The 19,053-nt window shown below is 45.7% G+C and carries 18 protein-coding genes and 1 riboswitch; of the genes, 10 read left to right on the forward strand and 8 right to left on the reverse strand.

Annotation, left to right across the window (positions count from 1 at the left end; genetic code table 11):
- Positions 1–298 precede the first annotated feature (298 nt).
- Complete coding sequence (eat, locus tag FEM55_RS12890) at positions 299–1,600, reverse strand: ethanolamine permease (RefSeq protein ID WP_138281787.1); 1,302 nt, start codon at positions 1,598–1,600, stop codon at positions 299–301.
- A gap of 109 nt (positions 1,601–1,709) precedes the next feature.
- Positions 1,710–2,495 (reverse strand): phosphatidylinositol-specific phospholipase C/glycerophosphodiester phosphodiesterase family protein, encoded by a 786-nt coding sequence (locus FEM55_RS12895; RefSeq protein WP_138281788.1) that lies wholly within the window; start codon positions 2,493–2,495, stop codon positions 1,710–1,712.
- Positions 2,496–2,751: 256 nt separating this feature from the next.
- Between FEM55_RS12895 and FEM55_RS12900 the strand changes: the two genes are divergently transcribed.
- The gene (locus tag FEM55_RS12900; protein ID WP_138281789.1) at positions 2,752–4,452 is read left to right on the forward strand and encodes an amino acid permease; all 1,701 of its coding nucleotides are present in this window, start codon (positions 2,752–2,754) and stop codon (positions 4,450–4,452) included.
- Positions 4,453–4,473: 21 nt separating this feature from the next.
- Here the strand turns inward: FEM55_RS12900 and FEM55_RS12905 are convergent, their stop codons facing one another.
- Together FEM55_RS12905 and hxpB are read right to left on the reverse strand one after the other, a co-directional pair.
- On the reverse strand, positions 4,474–5,814 hold the full coding sequence (locus tag FEM55_RS12905; RefSeq protein WP_138281790.1) for a sensor histidine kinase: 1,341 nt from the start codon (positions 5,812–5,814) through the stop codon (positions 4,474–4,476).
- Positions 5,815–5,838: 24 nt separating this feature from the next.
- Positions 5,839–6,516: a hexitol phosphatase HxpB gene (hxpB, locus tag FEM55_RS12910; RefSeq protein ID WP_138281791.1), complete on the reverse strand. Its 678-nt coding sequence runs from the start codon at positions 6,514–6,516 to the stop codon at positions 5,839–5,841.
- Positions 6,517–6,604: 88 nt separating this feature from the next.
- A riboswitch (TPP riboswitch) is annotated at positions 6,605–6,698 on the forward strand.
- 100 nt (positions 6,699–6,798) lie between these two features.
- Between hxpB and thiM the strand changes: the two genes are divergently transcribed.
- The 6 genes from thiM to FEM55_RS12940 all read left to right on the forward strand — a co-directional run bounded on the left by thiM (position 6,799) and on the right by FEM55_RS12940 (position 10,840).
- Positions 6,799–7,602: a hydroxyethylthiazole kinase gene (gene thiM, locus FEM55_RS12915; RefSeq protein ID WP_138281792.1), complete on the forward strand. Its 804-nt coding sequence runs from the start codon at positions 6,799–6,801 to the stop codon at positions 7,600–7,602.
- A 54-nt stretch (positions 7,603–7,656) separates the two neighbouring features.
- Positions 7,657–8,316 carry a thiamine phosphate synthase gene (gene thiE, locus FEM55_RS12920; protein WP_138281793.1) on the forward strand — a complete coding sequence of 220 codons (660 nt, stop codon included), beginning with the start codon at positions 7,657–7,659 and terminating at the stop codon, positions 8,314–8,316.
- A gap of 14 nt (positions 8,317–8,330) precedes the next feature.
- Positions 8,331–9,152: a bifunctional hydroxymethylpyrimidine kinase/phosphomethylpyrimidine kinase gene (gene thiD / locus FEM55_RS12925; protein WP_138281794.1), complete on the forward strand. Its 822-nt coding sequence runs from the start codon at positions 8,331–8,333 to the stop codon at positions 9,150–9,152.
- Positions 9,149–9,799: a thiaminase II gene (gene tenA / locus FEM55_RS12930; RefSeq protein WP_138281795.1), complete on the forward strand. Its 651-nt coding sequence runs from the start codon at positions 9,149–9,151 to the stop codon at positions 9,797–9,799. The genes thiD and tenA overlap by 4 nt, the downstream gene beginning before the upstream one ends.
- Before the next feature lie 159 nt (positions 9,800–9,958).
- On the forward strand, positions 9,959–10,234 hold the full coding sequence (locus FEM55_RS12935) for a 2TM domain-containing protein (protein ID WP_138281796.1): 276 nt from the start codon (positions 9,959–9,961) through the stop codon (positions 10,232–10,234).
- Positions 10,235–10,339: 105 nt separating this feature from the next.
- Positions 10,340–10,840 carry a pyridoxamine 5'-phosphate oxidase family protein gene (locus FEM55_RS12940; RefSeq protein ID WP_138281797.1) on the forward strand — a complete coding sequence of 167 codons (501 nt, stop codon included), beginning with the start codon at positions 10,340–10,342 and terminating at the stop codon, positions 10,838–10,840.
- Positions 10,841–10,917: 77 nt separating this feature from the next.
- Here the strand turns inward: FEM55_RS12940 and FEM55_RS12945 are convergent, their stop codons facing one another.
- Positions 10,918–11,454, reverse strand: a complete 537-nt coding sequence (locus FEM55_RS12945; RefSeq protein WP_138281798.1) for a YciE/YciF ferroxidase family protein — start codon at positions 11,452–11,454, stop codon at positions 10,918–10,920.
- A gap of 269 nt (positions 11,455–11,723) precedes the next feature.
- Here FEM55_RS12945 and FEM55_RS12950 point away from each other — a divergent pair, with 269 nt between their 5' ends.
- The gene (locus FEM55_RS12950) at positions 11,724–12,638 is read left to right on the forward strand and encodes an LEA type 2 family protein (RefSeq protein ID WP_138281799.1); all 915 of its coding nucleotides are present in this window, start codon (positions 11,724–11,726) and stop codon (positions 12,636–12,638) included.
- 13 nt (positions 12,639–12,651) lie between these two features.
- Here the strand turns inward: FEM55_RS12950 and FEM55_RS12955 are convergent, their stop codons facing one another.
- Entirely contained in the window at positions 12,652–14,601 is a 1,950-nt protein-coding gene (locus FEM55_RS12955; protein ID WP_138281800.1) for a glycoside hydrolase family 127 protein, read from the reverse strand.
- 144 nt (positions 14,602–14,745) lie between these two features.
- Here FEM55_RS12955 and FEM55_RS12960 point away from each other — a divergent pair, with 144 nt between their 5' ends.
- Complete coding sequence (locus FEM55_RS12960) at positions 14,746–15,471, forward strand: porin family protein (RefSeq protein WP_171036545.1); 726 nt, start codon at positions 14,746–14,748, stop codon at positions 15,469–15,471.
- A 12-nt stretch (positions 15,472–15,483) separates the two neighbouring features.
- Here the strand turns inward: FEM55_RS12960 and FEM55_RS12965 are convergent, their stop codons facing one another.
- Positions 15,484–16,851, reverse strand: coding sequence for a sigma-54-dependent transcriptional regulator (locus FEM55_RS12965; protein WP_138281802.1), 1,368 nt, complete (start codon positions 16,849–16,851; stop codon positions 15,484–15,486).
- Between the two features lie 379 nt (positions 16,852–17,230).
- On the opposite strand from FEM55_RS12965, the gene FEM55_RS12970 reads away from it, so the two are divergent.
- The gene (locus FEM55_RS12970) at positions 17,231–18,478 is read left to right on the forward strand and encodes an efflux RND transporter periplasmic adaptor subunit (protein ID WP_138282557.1); all 1,248 of its coding nucleotides are present in this window, start codon (positions 17,231–17,233) and stop codon (positions 18,476–18,478) included.
- A 142-nt stretch (positions 18,479–18,620) separates the two neighbouring features.
- On the opposite strand, the gene FEM55_RS12975 is transcribed toward FEM55_RS12970, so the two are convergent.
- Positions 18,621–18,992: a four helix bundle protein gene (locus tag FEM55_RS12975; RefSeq protein WP_229209242.1), complete on the reverse strand. Its 372-nt coding sequence runs from the start codon at positions 18,990–18,992 to the stop codon at positions 18,621–18,623.
- Positions 18,993–19,053: the final 61 nt, after the last annotated feature.

Consider the following 19,053-nt stretch of genomic DNA (forward strand, 5'->3'; position numbering starts at 1 on the left):
TTATGTAGCAATAATACCTTGAAAATGAGAGATAAATCTATGTACGAAAAAGTAGCTGCTAAAGATGATTGTGCAGCGTTAAATATCCGGATGCTGAAAAAATCAAATACCGGATGTGTACACTGGTCTATGCAACGGCAGTTGCCGGGAAATCTCCGGCATTCAGAAAAATAATTACGTGCTATTGAATACTGCCCATACTTGTCGAGAGACAAGCATCAGGCGCGAGGCAGACAGCAACTTCGCCAACTGCAAAAGGCAATTCAAACATGTACAAGATCAGACTTTCCGCTATATTTCAAAGCGTTTTATGCCGGCCGGTAGCAACGAAGAAAATGGTTACAACGGCAAGTCCTGCAAAAAACCAGAGACTCAGAACCAGATTGTAATAAATGATGGCAATCAGGCAGACTGTGGACAGAACAAGCGCAATCAACGGAAAAAACGGGAATCCGGGAACCATAAAAGGCCGTTCCAGTTCGGGTTCTTTTTTCCGTAAGACAAACAGGGCCACCATACTGATTATATACATGACCACGGCTCCAAGCGCAGCAAGAATGATAACCTGGTCCGTAGTTCCGAGCAGCAAAGCCATGCAGCCGATAATGCCTCCCGCAATCAGTGCCCAGTGCGGCGTTTGAAAGCGGGCGTTGAGCTGGCCGAGAAACGATGGAAGATAACCGCTTCTTGCCAGTGCAAAAATCTGTCTGGAATAACCGATCACAGTGCCGTGAAAGGAAGCAATCAATCCGAAAAGGCCGAGGCTTGCAAAAAGCTGCGTAAGACTGTTGTCACGTCCGAGAACAATGCCCAGCGCTGCCGGAAGCGGATAATCGATTTCACTCAGCCGACGCCAGTGTGCAACGCCGCCGGTAAAGATCATGACGGCCAGTGCAAGTACAACCAGCGTAAGAATCCCGTAAATGTAACCCAGCGATATCGTCCGTTTCGGATCTTCCACTTCCTCCGCCACCATGGCCACACCTTCTATGGCCAGATAAAACCAGATTGCAAACGGAAGTGCTGCAAAAACGCCCGGCCAGCCAAACGGCATTGGCTCGGTCACGAACGTTTCATAGGAAAAATGCGGCGCAACGATACCGATGTAAATCAGCAGTTCGGCAACGGCAAGAATGGTGACAACCAGCGAGAAAAAAGCCGATTCCTTGATCCCCAGTAAATTGATCATGATAAAAATGGCATAGCATGCTAATGCAACTTCAAGGACCTGTAACGATGGATAAAGAAAATGAGTATAGCTGCCAAGCGCAAAGGCGATCGCCGGCGGGGTAATCAGGAATTCAATCAGCGTTGCATATCCGGCAATAATGCCGCCCCACCAGCCAAAAGCCCGGTGCGAATACGAAAACGGGCCGCCTGCCTGCGGAATGGACGTGGTCAGTTCGGTAAAGCTGAATATAAAGGTCACATACATAATGGTTACGACCAGCGTGGCAATAAGAAAACCGATGGTTCCGGAAACGCCCCATCCGTAGTTCCAGCCAAAGTATTCACCGGAAATAACCAGTCCGACAGCAATGGCCCAGAGATGTATTGGTTTTAAAACTTTTTTAAGGGAAGCAGATTGTTCAGCAGACATGCAGCATTTTTTGACTGTTTATAAAACAGCACAATATAATCTATAACTTTCCGAATGCAATTGAATGCTTCTGGAAAGTTGCAGATCAGTACTGTTTTATTTGGAGTTGCTACCTGGGTGCAGTACGAAGATAATCGCCCATTTCCCTTACTTTATCTGTATTCAGATAATCCACGCCCAGCGTCATCATGATTTTCCAGGAGTTGATATTGTCCGGAGTGGCCCAGATGCGCATTTTTTTTCCAAGGCCATGCGTCTGGCCAAGTACCTGCACAATCCGCTTTTTATCCTTTTCAGGCAATGGGCCTTCACCGTTCCACCGGGAATATTTATCGAAAGCCTGACTGATCAGTCCGATGCGTTCCAGCTGCTTTGGCGTGTAAGTTATTTCCGGCCGGCCGTCGAAGAAAATAAAGTCAGGATATTTTTCAAATGACGAAGGTTCCGGAACATTGCCGCTTACAACGATCCGGACTGTTCCTTTCGGCGCCAGAACATGCTTGTGCGGTTCCAGTTCTTTGACCAGCGCGGCCAGCGTCGGTTCAGCCGAAGTTTTCAGGTCGATAAGCAACTGAAGAGGCACATCTTCCTGCGGATAAATACTGCCGCCGTTCTTTTCAGTCTGCTTTAAGATCGGCTGCATGTAGAGCGATGCGAATGTGCGTTCGGGACGGATGTCTTTTATAGTATGCGCAACAAAAAGCGTGTCATTAACCAGAAAAAGATCCGCTTCTATCGAACCGAATTGCTGGTCATAGGCATCATAAAAAGCTTTTCTTCTTTCATAATCATTATGTGAATGTGCCTGTGCAGTTGTGTAGGACTTGATGCTTTGCGCATGCAGCTGCGGATAGAAAAGCAGGGCTCCAAGGAGAAAAAGTATCGTAAACTTCATTATTCAGAAAGATAAGGGGCGTAAAATCGGGTAAATATATGCTAAATTAGAATCAGCTGTTATTGAAAAAAGTATCCGTTTCAGAATTAGCCGATCACGGATGTATTCTCCTCATTTCTAGGACGGCTCCCGTTTTTTACAAAACCGTTTTTCCCGGATTGCGGTACAAAAAATCAACTTAAAAGAAGTTGCGGCCAGAATATTGCTATTTTAGCTAAACTATTGCTTACTGACGTTATGATAACTCGATTACTTCATGAAACAAAATTCTGCTCTCTTTCGTAAAAAAACAGTTGATCAAATACTGAAAGATGCTCACTCAAATGAAAACAGTCTGGCTAAAGTACTTGGAGTGCGTGATCTTGTTTCGCTGGGCATTGCTGCCATTGTAGGAGCAGGTATATTTAGTACAATCGGGCTGGCCAGTTACAACGGCGGACCGGCTGTATCTCTTTTATTCGTTTTTACGGCCGTTGCATGTGTTTTTACTGCTTTGTCGTACGCTCAGTTTGCAAGTACGGTTCCGGTTTCCGGCAGTGCCTATACTTATGCTTACGTAGCCTTCGGTGAACTTTTTGCATGGATTATCGGCTGGGCGCTTATTCTGGAGTATGCCGTTTCCAACATGGTGGTTGCCATTTCATGGTCCGAATATTTCGTAAGCATGCTCAAAGGGTTCGGCATAACGCTGCCCGGCTGGCTCACCATGAATCAGGAATCTGCCTCCGAGGCATTCAGCAAATTGCAGCTTGCAGGCGCAGCGCAGTTAACGGAGTATGAGCGCTTTGCAGCGTCTGCTTATGAAATGGCGCCCCGCATCGGAGACTTTCCCGTCATTCTCAATCTTCCCGCCGGACTGGTTACCTTGTTCATTACGGCGCTTGTGTACATCGGCATACGCGAGTCGCGGACGGCCAGCAACATTATGGTCGTGCTGAAAATCGGCGTGGTGCTGCTGGTTATTCTTGCAGGCGCATTTTATGTAAAACCGGAAAACTGGTCGCCGTTTGCACCAAACGGAGCAAAAGGTGTTTTAAGCGGAGTTGCCGCCGTATTTTTTGCATTCATCGGTTTTGATTCCATTTCAACAACAGCAGAAGAATGCAAAGATCCGCAAAGGGATATGCCCAAAGCCATGATTTACTGCCTGATCATTTGTACCGTTTTATACGTGCTGATTACGCTGGTCCTGACGGGAATGGTGAATTACAAGGAACTGAAAGTAAGTGACCCGCTGGCTTTTGTTTTTCAGAAAAACGGCCTTGATTTCATGGCCGGCGTCATCTCGGTAAGTTCAGTAATTGCCATCACAAGCGCATTGCTCGTGTATCAGCTCGGACAGCCGAGGATCTGGATGACCATGAGCCGCGACGGGCTTTTATGGAAACGGTTTTCAAAAATCCATCCCAGATATCAGACGCCTTCTTTCGCAACCATCGTCACGGGCTTTGTCGTGGGCATTCCCGCATTGTTTTTCAAAATGGATTTCTTTGTCGATCTGACGAGCGTCGGGACGTTTTTTGCCTTCATTCTGGTTTGCGGCGGCGTTCTTTACTTGGATCACAAAGGCATTTCTGCGCAGTCCAAATTCCGCGTACCTTACATCAATGGAAAATACCTGGTCGGGATCCTTTTTATCCTTTCCATCATGGGACTTTTATTGTACGGACAGGAAGTAATTCAGGAGTGGAGTCTTCTTTCAGCAGAGGCCATATTTGAACACAAGCTGCTTACGATTATTTTCTGGATTACATGGGCGATACTTTCCGTGATGAGTTATCAGCACAATTTTTCCATTCTTCCCGTGGCAGGCATTCTTACGAACCTTTACCTGATGACAGAACTCGGATCTTCCAACTGGCTGATTTTCGTCATCTGGCTGGCAATCGGGCTGGTGATTTATTTCAGTTACGGCTACCGCAGGAGCAAACTGGCTGCCGGCAATCAGAATTCGTAAAAGTAAACTGGAAAATGCCGGTCAGATCATCAGTGTAAAAACAGTTCCTTTTCCAACTTCGGAAGAAACGTTCAGTTGTCCGTTATGCTGCTGCAGAATCTGGCGCGAAAGGCTTAACCCGATTCCGGAACCTGTTTTTTTGGTGGTATAAAAAGGGATAAAAATGTTTTCAATGGCTTCGGGTTCAATTCCGTCGCCATTGTCTTCCACCTCGATCATCACGGCATTGTCCGTCTGATATGCAGACAAAGTTATGAGGCGGTTAGTCTGGCTGGAAAATGCTTCGGACGCATTTTTGATGAGATTGATCAGCACCTGCTGAATCTGGCTTGCGTCGGCTTTTACGATCAGCGTTTCGGGCTTTACAGAAAGTTTCCATAAAACCTTGGACTGAGTCAGATCCGTTTGCAGAAGCTGAAGAACTTCATGCAAAAGTTCCGAAACGTTAAGGTTGGCAAAAACAGGCTTTGGCAAAGTAGTGAAATCCCGGTATGCATTCACAAACTGCATCATGCCCTTGCTTCTTTTTTCAAGGGTATGCAAAGCTTCCTTAAGGTCATTTACTGCTTCCTGATCCGTCGTGGATTTTTCAATGTCTTCATTTACAATCAGTCTCATGGTTCCGACAAGCGAAACGATCGGTGTCATGGAATTCATGATTTCATGGCGCAGCACCCTCGTCAGGTTTTGCCAGGATTCCACTTCCTGCTGCTGAAGTTCGGTCTGGATATTTTGCAGAACAACAATTCTGACCCACATTCCCCGCAGCTGAATGGATGCGCCCTGCAGGGCAAGAGGCTGATCCGAAGGAGTCCGGTACAGTTCACGTACGCCGCTGTCCAGATTCGAAAGCAGTTCAAAAAGCCTCGGATGTTTGTCTTTCAGTTCGCCAAGCTGATGCAGCCTGTAAATGCCGAGCATACGCAATGCCGCATTGTTGATCAGATTCACTTGTCCGGTGCTGTCAAAAGTGATGAGCCCGGTTCCGATATGCTGCACAATGGTGTTCAGATACTGAAGATTGGCTTCTTTTTCGGCCCGCGCCTGACGAAATGCGTGTAAAACTTCATTGAACTGCTGGTTCAGTTCTTTAAAGGTCCTGCCCATTTTATTATCCGAACGGAAATTGATTGTAAAATCGGAATAACGGACAGATTCCAGAAAGTAAGTCAGTTTTCTGTTGACATTCGTTACGTACTGATAAAGCAGCGAACCCTGCACGAAAATAAAAATGGCACCCAGAACATAAATAAGCATGCTGTTGGTATGTCCTGAAGCCAGCCATGCTACGGCAATAACGCTCAGGATAATCACCGTTATCCTGAGCATGATCATGATGCTGAAATGTCGTAATCCGACCATTTAAATCCGGTATTCAGAAATTTGCTATTCGTTTTCCAGTACGTTCTGCGGTACGCCCGACATTTCGCTGAGCACATATTTTTCCAGCGAAGGAATTTTATAATGCGCCAGATTGAATTTGGAATGTTCGTATACTTCCATGGCCGGAACCGAAATCGTGATCATTCCCGCGGCATGCGCTGCGCGGAGGCCGGCATGAGAATCTTCAAACGCAATGCATTCCTCGGGCAATACACCCAGTTTGGCAGCGGTTGTAAGATAAACTGCGGGATGCGGTTTTGTAAATTCTTCCAGTTCGCCGGAATGCCATACATCAAAATAATCGATTATTTCAAGCCTTTTAAGCACGCCTTCGATCAGGTCCATATGCGAAGCCGAAGCAACGGCCAGTTTGAGTCCTTTTGCTTTCAGGTCTTTAATAATTTCAATAGCGCCGGGCATGGCAACGGCATGGGCAAGAATGTTTTTATGCGCAAGTTCCAGAATTTCACTTTCCAGTTCTTCAAATGAAGGCGTGTTCCAGGGTTGCAGCTGATGGCAGAAATCAAGGAACAGCTTCACCGACAAGCCGGTTGTCTGCTGTTTGAGCGCATCAGTCAGATCAAAATTTACTTTCCGCATGACGTCACGCGCGGCTTGTGTCCAGATGGGTTCCGAATCAATCAGCAACCCGTCCATATCGAATATGGCAGCTTTAATCATTATCAGGTGAGTGGATTATACTATAATATGGTTTTCCGGTCTTCCGAATTTTTTATTAATCGCCCAAAACTACTACATTCGCCGGTAAGAATGGCTTTGGGGGTGTCCAAAAAGGACTGAGATTCATACCCTTTGAACCTGAAACAGTTTATACTGTCGTAGGAAAAAGCAATATCAAGGTAATAACTATCTTTTTTGTCTTTTAGTTGTCGTGCAATAGATCTTGTATGCGCAGCTTCTTCCTCTTTGCCGTTCCGTTTGTCAATCTTTTAAATCCGAAGAATGGAATTTAACCTTGCAAATAACCTGCACAGCCTGAGAGCTTCCGCTCCGCTTGTTCACAACATTACCAATTATGTGGTGATGAATTTTACGGCCAATGCCTTGCTGGCCATCGGCGCTTCACCCGTTATGTCGCATGCTGCGGAGGAAGCCGAGGATATGGTTTCCATTGCAGGCGCATTAGTCGTGAACATTGGCACATTGTCGCCGGAATGGGTGAAAGGCATGAAGCTCGCCATGCGGAAAGCAGCGCAAACGGGCAGGCCGATTATACTGGATCCGGTAGGAGCGGGCGCAACGCCTTACCGCAATGCCGTGCTGACAGAATTGCTTGAAACAGCCGCTCCGACAATTATCAGAGGAAATGCGTCAGAAATCATGGCGCTTGCCGGAACAAACATCCAGACGAAAGGCGTGGACAGCACGGCAAGTTCGGCGGAAAGTATGGAAGCGGCAAAAGCATTGAGCCTCAAGTACGGTTCGGTCATCAGTGTAAGCGGCGAAACGGACGTCATTGTAAGCGGCACACAGGCTGCATTTGTCTCCGGCGGCGTTCCGCTGATGACGAAAATAACCGGTATGGGCTGTACGGCTTCTGCGCTTGCCGGCGCATTTGCGGCAGTAAGTTCTGATCCTTTTCACGCTGCCGTATCAGCGGCAGCGGCCATGAGCGTGTGCGGAGAACTGGCTTACCGCAGTGCAAAACTGCCCGGCTCGTTCCAGATCGCCTTTCTGGACGCGCTTGCAGATATTTCACCGGCACATTTGGCTGAATTGTCAAAGGTGAAATTTACTTCCTTGTAAGTTGCTTCAATCAATCTGAATTCGTGCATATCAGTTCATCTTAACTGTTTTCAAATGGAACTTTATCTTGTAACAGACGAAGCCGCATGCATGGGACGGGACTTTTTCTGGGTTGTGGAAGAAGCTGTAAAAGGCGGTGTGACCTTGGTTCAGCTGCGGGAAAAAGCGTTGTCAACAAGTGCTTTCATTGACAAGGCGAAAAGGCTGAAAGAGCTGCTTGCGCCGTACAAAGTGCCTTTGATCATCAATGACAGCATAGAAGTTGCACTGGCTTGTGATGCTGACGGCATTCATGTCGGGCAAAGCGACATGCCGTTTTATGAACTGGAAAACGTGCTTCCTGCCGGCAGGATCATCGGTATTTCTGCTGAAACAAAGGAAAATGTACAGGAAGCGGAAGCATGGAATATTTCTTACCTCGCACTGAGTCCGCTGTTTGCAACGCCTTCCAAAACCGACACCGGAAATCCTTGGGGAATGGACGGGATCAGCTGGGCAAAGCAAAACAGCCGGCATCCGCTGATGGTCATTGGCGGCCTGAACGCGATCAATACAAAAGAAGCCATTCAGAATGGAGCGGACGGAATTGCCGTTATTTCGGCCCTGTGCAGTTCTCCTTCTCCGTATGAAGCGGCCAAAGAACTCAGAGCCATTATTGCAGCTTCCAAATCCGAAATACACTTACCTCCACAGACAGGATTTCCCAACAAATAATTTGCTGAAAGTGCATGAAACGATACCCAACAGTACTAACCATAGCCGGATCGGACAGCAGCGGCGGGGCCGGAATCCAGGCCGACCTGAAAACCATTGCAGCGCTCGGCGCATACGGCGCTTCGGCCATTACGGCACTTACGGCCCAGAATACTCAAGGTGTAAAAGCCATTCATCCCGTTCCGGCGGATTTCCTGAAAGAACAGCTCGATGCAATTTTTGAAGACCTGATTGTGGATGCCGTTAAAATCGGAATGATCAACACTGTGGAAGCAGCCGTAGCCATTGCGGAAATACTGGACCGCTACAAGCCGGAGTTTGTTGTTTTTGATCCTGTAATGGTTTCTACAAGCGGATCAAAACTGATAGAAAATGAAACCATTGCCGTTTTATGGAAGGAACTGTTTCCGCGCGTGGATCTGATTACGCCCAATCTGGATGAAGGTCAGATTCTTATTTCCGGAAAAATTGATTCCGTCGAACTTTTGAAAGAAGCTGCCGAAGAAATGGTCCGGAAAGGCTGCAAGGCGGTATTGCTCAAAGGCGGACATCTGGTGGCGCCTACGTTATCCGATGTTTTTGCACGGCAAAATGAAGAAACTTTGATTTTGGAATCCGGCTACATTGCAAGCAGTAACCTGCACGGGACCGGATGCACCCTTTCCTCGGCCATCGCAACGTACATGGCATTGGGTAACTCACTTCCGGAAGCGATCATTTTTGCCAAAAAATATATTTCCGAGGCAATTGAAGCCGGCAAAGATGTAAAGACCGGCCACGGACCGGGACCGCTTAATCATTCTTTTTCTCCGATAAACATGCAGTTTGTTTTATGAAATTTACAGACCAGCTCTGGACGGAAGCTTTGCCGATCTATGAGAAAATAAAGCTCCATCCTTTTAATCAGGAACTGAAAAACGGCACTTTGCCGGTTGAGAAATTCAAATTCTACATTTTTCAGGATTCCCTTTATCTTGCCGATTTTGCCCGTGCGCTTGCCACCGCAGGAACACGTGCCGGCAGCAGCCATGAACTGCTCGATTTTCTTCAGTTTGCGCAGAATGCCATTCTGGTTGAGCGTGCGCTGCATTTGAGTTATTTCAAAGAATATGATATTCCATATGACGGTAAAAAGGCACCGGGCTGCTTTGCTTATACCAGTTATTTGATGGCTGTAAGCGCATTTGAATCTTATGAAGTAGCCGTTGCCGCGTTGCTGCCCTGTTTCTGGATTTACAAAAAAATCGGTGATTACATATATGAAAGCCAGGTTTCACCCAATCCTTATCAAAACTGGATCGATGCCTATGCAGGTGAGGATTTTGCGCATTCTGTTGAAAAAGCATTGGCCATTTGCGATACGCTGGCAGAAACGGCTTCGGAAAAAACCAGAAAGCAGATGACCGAAGCATACCTTACCGCTTCACGGCTGGAATATGTGTTCTGGGACAGTGCCTACAAGCTGGAGAAGTGGGAAGTGTAGGCATGCAGAAGGCTCATTCAAAAGTTCATCGCTGCATTTTGCTTCTTCATCATATGAATTGTTAACTCCGTCGGATTCGCATGTTCATCCGTTGAAAACGGCTTTATATTCGTATGTCAGCAGCTGAAAACGCTGACTTTAACCAAAAAACAAAAAGCTATGGAAACGCCGCGCAATGAATTTCTCTGGAGAAAAGCAAAACAAAGAGCATCGTTCAAAATGCATCTTCGTACGTATCTGGTTGTCAATGCCGGTTTGTGGCTGATTTATCTGGTAACATTTTACCCAAATGCAGGAAGAGGCGGTTTTCCGTGGCCGGTGTTCCCGATGCTTGGGTGGGGAATCGGCCTTGCAACGCATTATCTTTCGGCTTACGGCAGCCTGGATGAAAAGAACCTGGCTGAAAAAGAATATGAGAAACTGCTGCGTAATTGACTGAAATGACGGATTCCACTGTTTTATACCACCGCATACCCGGTTTTGGAACAGTTGTTTTATTGAAGCTGGGGAATATTATCTTAAAGATTAAATAAAACAATCATGGAAAAGGACCTTCAGAATAAAGAAGCGGTAAAAAAACTGAAATCAGCAGCTGAGGATATTCGTTTTTGTATGTACACGACTTACAAAAACGAAAAAATAGAGTCCCGGCCAATGACGACGATCCAGATAGACGAGGACGGAAATGCGTGGTTTTTCACCAGTAAAAAAACCGAGATCGGCAGCGAAACAAATCCGGAAGAAGCCGTAACGCTTATTTATTCCGATCCTAAAAACAATACTTATCTGAGTGTTTCCGGTAGCGCGGTCGCAGTTGAAGACCAGGCAAAAAAAGATGAACTGTGGAATCCTATGACAAAAGCGTGGTTTCCAGAAGGCAAAGATGATCCGAATGTCGTATTGCTGAAAGTTACAACCGACGAAGCAGCATACTGGGATAATACATCGTCACAAATGATCGTATTTTTCTCCATGGTAAAAGCAGTTTTAACGGGCACTACGCCGGACGGCGGCGATTACGGCAAGCTAAATCTGGCTTGATTCTACAGATAAAAAGAGAAGCCGTTCAGAATATTTCTGAACGGCTTCTCTTTTTAGAAATGATTTGCAAATGCTGCTTATTCAGCGCTTGCTTCTTCATTTACATACGTTTCTGCTAGTGCCGTCAGTTTATGATCGGTTTCACCTTCCTGATCCAGCGTTTGTTGCAGCAAATCAGCTACGTCTGCATGTCCCAGTGTTCTTGCGATGTTACGGAGTGTACCGTAAGAAGCGATTTCATAATGCTCAACTTTCTGTGCTGCCATAATCAGTCCGCAGTCACGAACCATCGTTCCTTTGTCTGTGCTGCTTACGATTTCATTCGCTTCTTCGATCAGACCTTCCATGGCTGCACATTTTTTGGCCTGTGCTTTTTCGCCAACTAGTTCGAAAATTTGCTCCAGTCTTGCTGCATGTTCTTCTGTTTCAGTAGTATGCTGTTCAAAAGCAGCCTTCAATTCTTCAGAAGTTGCACTTTTTGACAATTTGGTCAACGCTTTTGCCAGATTTTTTTCTGCCCAGTAAATATCTTTCAGACCGTCAACAAACAGTTCTTTTAACTTATCACTATCTGATCCTGTAATCTTGTTGGTTGCTTTGCTTTTAGTTGCCATGATTTTAAAAAATTAAAAAGGTATTTGGTTTGAAAATGAATTTGGATGACAAACGTCATCTTTTTTGATTCCGGATGTATAAAAAACCATACCAATTTCAGCATGACAGAAACAGGCTTTTACCCGGATTGTAATGAAGAGTTTAATCTACATATGCGTAAAACGGATCTTTCATGCGCGGACAATTCTGTTTTCAATCAGATTCCGGGAAATCTGGTTGGAAGGTATGATTTTTATCTGCTCCGCTCTGAACCAATAATTTAACCATTATGAACGGGAAGTTTGTAAAAACGCTGCTGATTGTCATTGTGCTGCTGATTGCCGGCGGTTTCGGCTGGTATATGTATAAAAAGAAGAACGAAAACCCGGTTTCCGGCCTCAAACCACGTGTGGAAATGGGGATCGGACAAATCAATAATATTACGGACAGTACGCTGGACATGGATTTGAAAGTGCTTGTACATAATCCGCTGCCTGTCGGGCTGGACATCAAGAACTTCAGTTATGTTGTTCAGATGAACGGAAAAACGATTATGGAAGACGATTATCCGAAACCTGTAAATATCAAATCCAGTGACAGTACGATTATTCCTGTTTCTTCCGAATTGAAAATCAGTAAATTGAGGATGGAAGGCGATCGGGAAGCATCTCAAGGTGAAGACAGCGCCGATTACCATTTTGAAGGCGTTTTTCATCTTCAGAAACCTTTTCTCGGTAAAGATTTCATTGAATTGTCTATGGACAAACGGCTGCCGCTTGTAAGAGTCCCGAAAATCCGAATGGCCGGCTATGACATGAAAAAGCTGCGCCTGAAAGATACGGAAGTAGTCCTGAGTATAGAGTTAACGAACCCTAATCCGTTTTCAATGGAATTCAGGAATGCAGCTTATGTAATGGATCTTGGCAAACAGAAAAGAATTGCGGAGGGTAGCGTAAAAGGCCCAACCATAATAAAGGCGCACAGCAAGGAAATATATGAAATCCCGATGTCGATTGATCTTGGAAAAATGCTGAAAGCGACCGGACAGGTGATTACCAAAGGCAAGCACCTGCCGTATACTTTCTATTTCAAGAGCAAGATTGTTTCGGAAAATGACATGTTCAAAAACAGTAATATCAACATGGTTACAAACGGAGAACTGGAAGATTTGAAAATGGCAAAAGAAAACCTGATCAAAAAGTAACGATCCTAAAAAGTTATTTTTTCTGGTCAAACCAGATTGTCATTTCATTGGCGCCTCTGTTTCCCCACGCATAATAGGGAACAAGCATTGCATTTCCGGAAGCTGATTTCAATACATTGATGCCGCCCAGAAGATCCTTCTGGAACTGCGGAACAAACGTGTCCGAAGCCGAAACCTGAATGGCAGCTGCTTTTCCATTATTGTCGCGGCCTTCGGCGCAGTACAGAACGGGCCCGCGTTCAATAGCCACTTTTCCTTTATTTGACCTGATGTTTTGATCCGAAATGACTTTCCGCACCGGCATATCCAGCGTCATTTCAATAACGTCACCTTTTTTCCACGTTCTTGAAATTTTCAGATATCCGTTTTCAATTGTTGCCGGCGTTTTTTTACCATTGATTGTTAACGTTACAGGCTTTGATGCTTTCTCGGTATAAGTATAAAGATCTCCGGGAATGGCCTGTCCGTTGGCCCAACCGGGAATTCGTACTGATAAAGGAAATGCAAGCGGTTTTTCTGGCTCGATACTGATTTTTATATTTCCATCCCAGGGATAACTGGTTTGCTGAACAATTTTAACCTTTTCGTTTTTTACCGAAACGTTAGCTTCATTATCGGCAAATAAATTGATGACCAATTCGTCGCCGCGCAGAGCATAAATGTACGCCGGCATGGAAGGCAAAAACCGTGAGACATTCGTCGGACAGCATGCCGTTCCAAACCAAAGTTGCCTTTCTGCGCCCGTACCCCGGTTGAAGTCATTGACTCCATTGGAAGCCATCGGATTTACATAGAAAAATTTGTCGCCCTTCACGGACATACCGCCCAGAAACCCATTGTACAGCACCCGTTCAAAAACGTCCATATATCTGGATTCACCTGTATACAGGTACATTTTATGGTTCCAGAGCATGTTGGCCACCGCCGCGCAGGTTTCGGCATAAGCATTATCGTTGGGAAGCACGTATGCTTTATCAAACGCTTCGCCGTCTTCACGTGCCCCGACGCCGCCGGTTAGGTATTGTTTTTTTTCCGTTGCATCTTTCCAGATGGCGTGAACGGCATTGCTGTAGCCGGCATCTTCCTGTACAGTAAGGAAATCGGCAACTGCCGTGTAAAGGTACTGCGCCCGAACGGCATGGCCTTCGGCTTCTTTCTGCCTTACAAAAGGAACCTGATCCTGAAAATACGCCGGTCCGAGCTTGTGTTCATCCAGATAAAGTGCGCGCTTGTCGGAACGTCCGCGCATGTCAATGAAAAAGCGGGAAAGGTCCAGATATTCTTTTTTACCGGTTGTACGGTACAACCGGATCAATGCAATTTCTATTTCTTCATGGCCGGGAACCACGATGAGCTGGCCGGGATTCGGCCCGAAAGTTTTTACAAGATGATCCGCATTCTTGATCGCCACATTCAGCAGTGATTTTTTTCCGGTGGCTTCGTAATGGGCAATGGCTGCTTCATAAAGGTGCCCCACATTGTAGAGTTCATGGCTGCCGTTTTCAAAGCCGTAACGGTACGGACCGGCAATCCAGTCGTAAGAACCCGTCGTGTCTTTGTTGATCGTACGGATTGTATAAAGGTATCCGTCCGGTTCCTGCGCAGCGGCAAAAAGCATGATCAGACTGTCGAGGTAATGATCCAGTTTGGCATCATACTGGTTTTGCAGCACGTACGCCGCGCCTTCCACAACTTTGAAAACATCCGAATCATTGAACCGTGTGCCTTCAAATTTTCCTTTTTTCAATCCGCCGGCCACGGCAAAGTTGTCGATTCTTCCCGATTTTTCGCATTCTTCCAGCACATGCGGAACGGTTACGTTCTTTGCCGCTTCCAGCCTCTGGTGCCAGAATCCCTGACGGGTTTTTACGTTTTTAAGCGGAACGGGAGTTATCTTGGTTTTCTGGGCAAAAAGGAAATGGCAGGAAAAAAACAGGAAAAAGGAAAGCAGGAATCTGGTCATTATAAAATCAAATTGGTTCTAAATCCGACGTTAAAACGATAGAATGCTTCTAAAAACATGCCAGTCAGTCAATTCTGAAAGCCTTTTTACAATCGGATGAAAACGGTTGTTATCTTCAAATGGTTTAATAAAAAGGAAACAGCCATGCTTAAATATTTAATTTTTTTACTGATCTTCTTTAAAACGGGCTGTGTATCCGCTCAGTCTTCCAAATGGACATTCCGTCTTAAACCGGGTTACGGGTGGGCCGGAACGGAAAAGACAATAATCCTTGATCGGGAAACAAAGGACGAATTCAGCCGGGGTTTCAAGATTGGTTCAGGTGTTCGCGCCGGATTACGGCTTTCCCGATTTCTGACACTTGCCATGGATGCAGAATGGCAATTCAGTCAGGATCTGAGAATCCGGACTTTCGATGCCCGAAATTCTGCCGACACTTCAAATGATCCGGTTTATACTACTTTTTACCGAAACAATTTCAAGCGCATTCAGTTGCCGTTAACCCTGCAATATTCACCTTTTGATAAATCCTTCAAACCATACATTACTGCCGGTATCATGCCGTCGTTTATTACTTCCGGCCGCATCCGTTATACTGCCAAAAGCTCGTTGATCGGAGAAATAGATTCAGGAAATACGCCGGCAGACTTCACAATTCCTGCCAATGAAAAGCTCAGAAAAAACTTTTCCTATATCGCAGGAGTAGGGTTAAATCTTAAAAAACGCGTTTCCTTTGAACTGGTTTATCAATTTGCAAAACCGATTAACCTGGCAGCTTTCGACCCGGGATCAAGTGCCATCAATGTTCCCGTTTATACCACAAGAGCCAACGAAGGCTGGGTGTTTTATGTATTAATCCGCTTGTTATAGGGTTTTTGAGGATTACAAACCGTACTTTTCCATTCTTCTGTAAAGTGCTGCGCGGCTCAGGCCCAGCTCGCGTGCGGCATCTGTAATATTTCCGTTGAAGCGCTTCATGGCTTTGATAATCAGTGTTTTCTCCATGTCTTCCAGATCAAAGCCCGTAGCTGTTACAGGCTGTCCGCCGGAACTTTTCAGGAAAAGATCGTCGGGCTGCAATGTTTTTTCCTGCGAAAGGATCACGGCGCGTTCAATGGCGTGCTGCAGTTCGCGGATGTTGCCCGGCCAGTTGTATTGCTGCATTTTCTTGATGAGTGCGCTGCTGACGTCGTTAACGGGACGGTTGTATTTTTTGCTGTACTGTTTCAGGTAAAAATCCGCAAGCGCGCTGATATCCTCGGGCCTTTCACGCAGCGGCGGAAGTTCCAGTTCAATGGTATTGATCCTGTAAAGCAGATCCTGACGGAATGTTTTTTCGGTTACCATTTTTTCAATGTTCATATTGGTGGCGCAAAGCAGGCGTACATCCAGCGAGATCGGCTTGTTGGAACCTACACGCGTAACGCGCCGCTCCTGAATGACAGTCAGCAGTTTGGCTTGCAGCGGAAGCGTAAGATTACCGATTTCATCCAGAAAAATGGTGCCGCCTTTTGCCTCTTCAAACCGTCCGGCGCGGTCTTCCCTGGCATCCGTAAACGCGCCTTTCACGTGTCCGAAAAGCTCGCTTTCAAAAAGTGTCTCGCTCAAAGCACCCAGATCAACGACGACAAACGGCTTGTCCGAACGTTTGGAATGCTGATGGATATGTTTGGCAAGCTGCGTTTTGCCTGTGCCGTTTTCGCCGAGTATCAGCACGTTTGCATCCGTTGTAGCCACGCGTTCAGCGGTTGCCAGCACCTGCCGCATCGATTCGCTGGATGCCACGATCGTGTCTGCGGCCGGTTTGGGTTTCTTGTTGTCTTCTTTGCTTTTTTCTTCCGGCACGACTATCGCTTTGTCCGCTCCGCCTTCCAGCGCGCCGGCAATGGTTGCAAGCAGCTTGTCATTTTCCCAGGGTTTCAGTACAAAATCGGTGGCACCTGCTTTGATGGCCCGGATGGCCATTTCAATATCACCATATGCCGTAATCATGATTACTTTTGAGCTGGGCTTGATGTCCAGAATACGGTCAAGCCAGTGAAATCCTTCCCTTCCGCTGTTGACGTCACGCGTAAAATTCATGTCCAGCAGAACAAGGTTGTAGTCGCCGTTGGTAATCAGGAATGGAAGTTTTTGCGGGTTCTTTTCGATATCGACTGCTTTTGCATGCCGTTTTAACAAAAGTTTGGCTGCGCTGAGCACGTCAACATCGTCATCGATGATCAGGATTTTTGCTTCAGAGAGTTGCATGGCTGTTTTTATTCACAAAGATAATCCTGCGGTTGAAAACAAAAATTATCCGGATGTTGGTAATTGTTCGGTAAGATAATATATGCAATTTGAAATTTACGTTTATACCTGCTTAAAAAGCGGTGACATGCCCGGATCATGCGGCAAAACGGCTTGTCCGGCGCCGAACAAAAATGTCCGTTATCGGACAAATAAGCAGGTTTGTAAATAATTATGTATATTGATTTTCAGTTATTTAAATACGTAAATGTTCTTTGGCACAAGGATTGGATAGTTAAGATCAAAGTTTAACAGCGAATCCAATCTTTACTATATAATGGAAGTCAAAACACCTAATTCAGCGAGCAGCAGTAACGGCTTTACCGGAGGCTCATCGTCTATGGATAAAATCAAACCAAAAAAATTCTGGACTACCCAACGCATTGGCATCATTGCCGGAAGCACATTGCTGGTTGCATTTCTGATTTATCAGTTTTTCTTTGCAGACAAACGCAGCAAGCTCAACGTAGAGCAGGACAAACTTACTGTATCGACGGTGAAGCAAGGGAAATTTGATGAATTCATTGTGGTTACGGGCGTTGTGCAGCCATTGAAAACCATTCAGCTGGATGCGATCGTAGGCGGCTATGTGACCGAAAAACTGATCGAAGGCGGGAATATGGTAAAACAGGGCGACGTGCTGCTGCGGCTCGAAAACCAGAACCTGAAACTGAGCTTTCTTCAATCAGAAACGGAAGCCAGCCGATTGGTAAATGATCTTCAGAATACGCGTCAAAGCCTGCGTATTGCGCGGTTTACGCTTCAGAAAACGCTGAGTGAACTGGATTATCAGATCGACCAGGCGAAAGATGCGCATGAAAGAAATACCAAGTTGTACAAGGATAAAGTCATTCCGGATGCTGATTTCCTGAAAACAAAAAGAGAGTTTGAACGGCTTAGCAAACAGCGTGAAATCGAGATTGAGTCGCAGAAATACCAGGAAGAAAACTCGCGCATGCAGATTTCCCAGCTGGAAGGAACGCTGGCGAGCACGCAGAAGAACGTAAACCTGTGGAGACAGACGCTGGATAATCTTGTTGTTAAAGCGCCGGTTTCCGGATTGCTTTCATCCATGAACGTGGAAGTAGGATCGAATATCAATCAGGGCCAGAACATTGGCCAGATCGATGACCTGAACGGTTTTAAAATGCGCGTCAGCGTGGATGAGCATTATATTTCCAGGATTTTTGCAGGTCTGCAGGGTTCCATGGAATTCAACGGAAAGGATTACGGACTGAAGATCATCAAAATCTATCCGGAAGTACTGAGCGGACGGTTTGAAGTCGATATGCAGTTTGACAAAGGTGCGCCAGAACTGATCAAAAGAGGCCAGTCGGCACCGATCCGTCTGCAGCTCGGACAACCGTCGCAGGCAACGCTGCTGCCGGTCGGCGGGTTCTTCTCGGAAACTGGCGGAAACTGGGTGTATGTAGTCGGCGAAGACGGAAAACGCGCTTCCAAACGCAACATCACATTAGGCCGCAAAAACCCTGAATATTTTGAAGTACTGGAAGGTCTGAAGGCGGGTGAAAAGGTAATTACGAGCTCGTACGAGAATTTCGGGGATAATGAGGTGCTGGAATTTTGATGGCTGTTAGCTTTTAGCCATTAGCTGTTAGCGATTCGTTGTTTTTTAGCCAAGTGCTTAGCACTTTAAAGTCAATTATATAAGTGCTTTGAATACAGTAACCAAAAATTAATCGCTAATCGCCAACAGCCAACAACCATTCTCATTTCGAGTTTAATTTTTTAATAAACGAATTAAGCATTTTGTGGATTTCGGTTAAATCGTTTGCAAGTATTTCATATTCATCCAGCGTAAGAAAATGAAGGTCCTTACTAAGAAGCAGCTGATATTCAAGCTCAGAAGCAGAGCCGCTGGCAATTACCATAAATTTTGCCAGTTCGGCATCTGAAAGTCTTCCGCATCTTTCGGAAATGTTTGACGGTATGGATACGGCAGAACGGCGAATCTGACTGACAAGGCCAAATAATTCATCCTTAGGAAAATTTTTTGAAATGGCATAAATATCAAGAACTAGCTGATGACTTTTTTCCCAAACTCTTAACACCCTGAAATCTTTCATTTGATCTATAAACATTTAACTTGTTTCCTTTAGAATCAGATGTCAGGTCACAAAGCAAGACAGAATTTGTAAACCA

Source organism: Dyadobacter sediminis (genome assembly GCF_005860765.1).
Lineage (GTDB): Bacteria > Bacteroidota > Bacteroidia > Cytophagales > Spirosomataceae > Dyadobacter > Dyadobacter sediminis.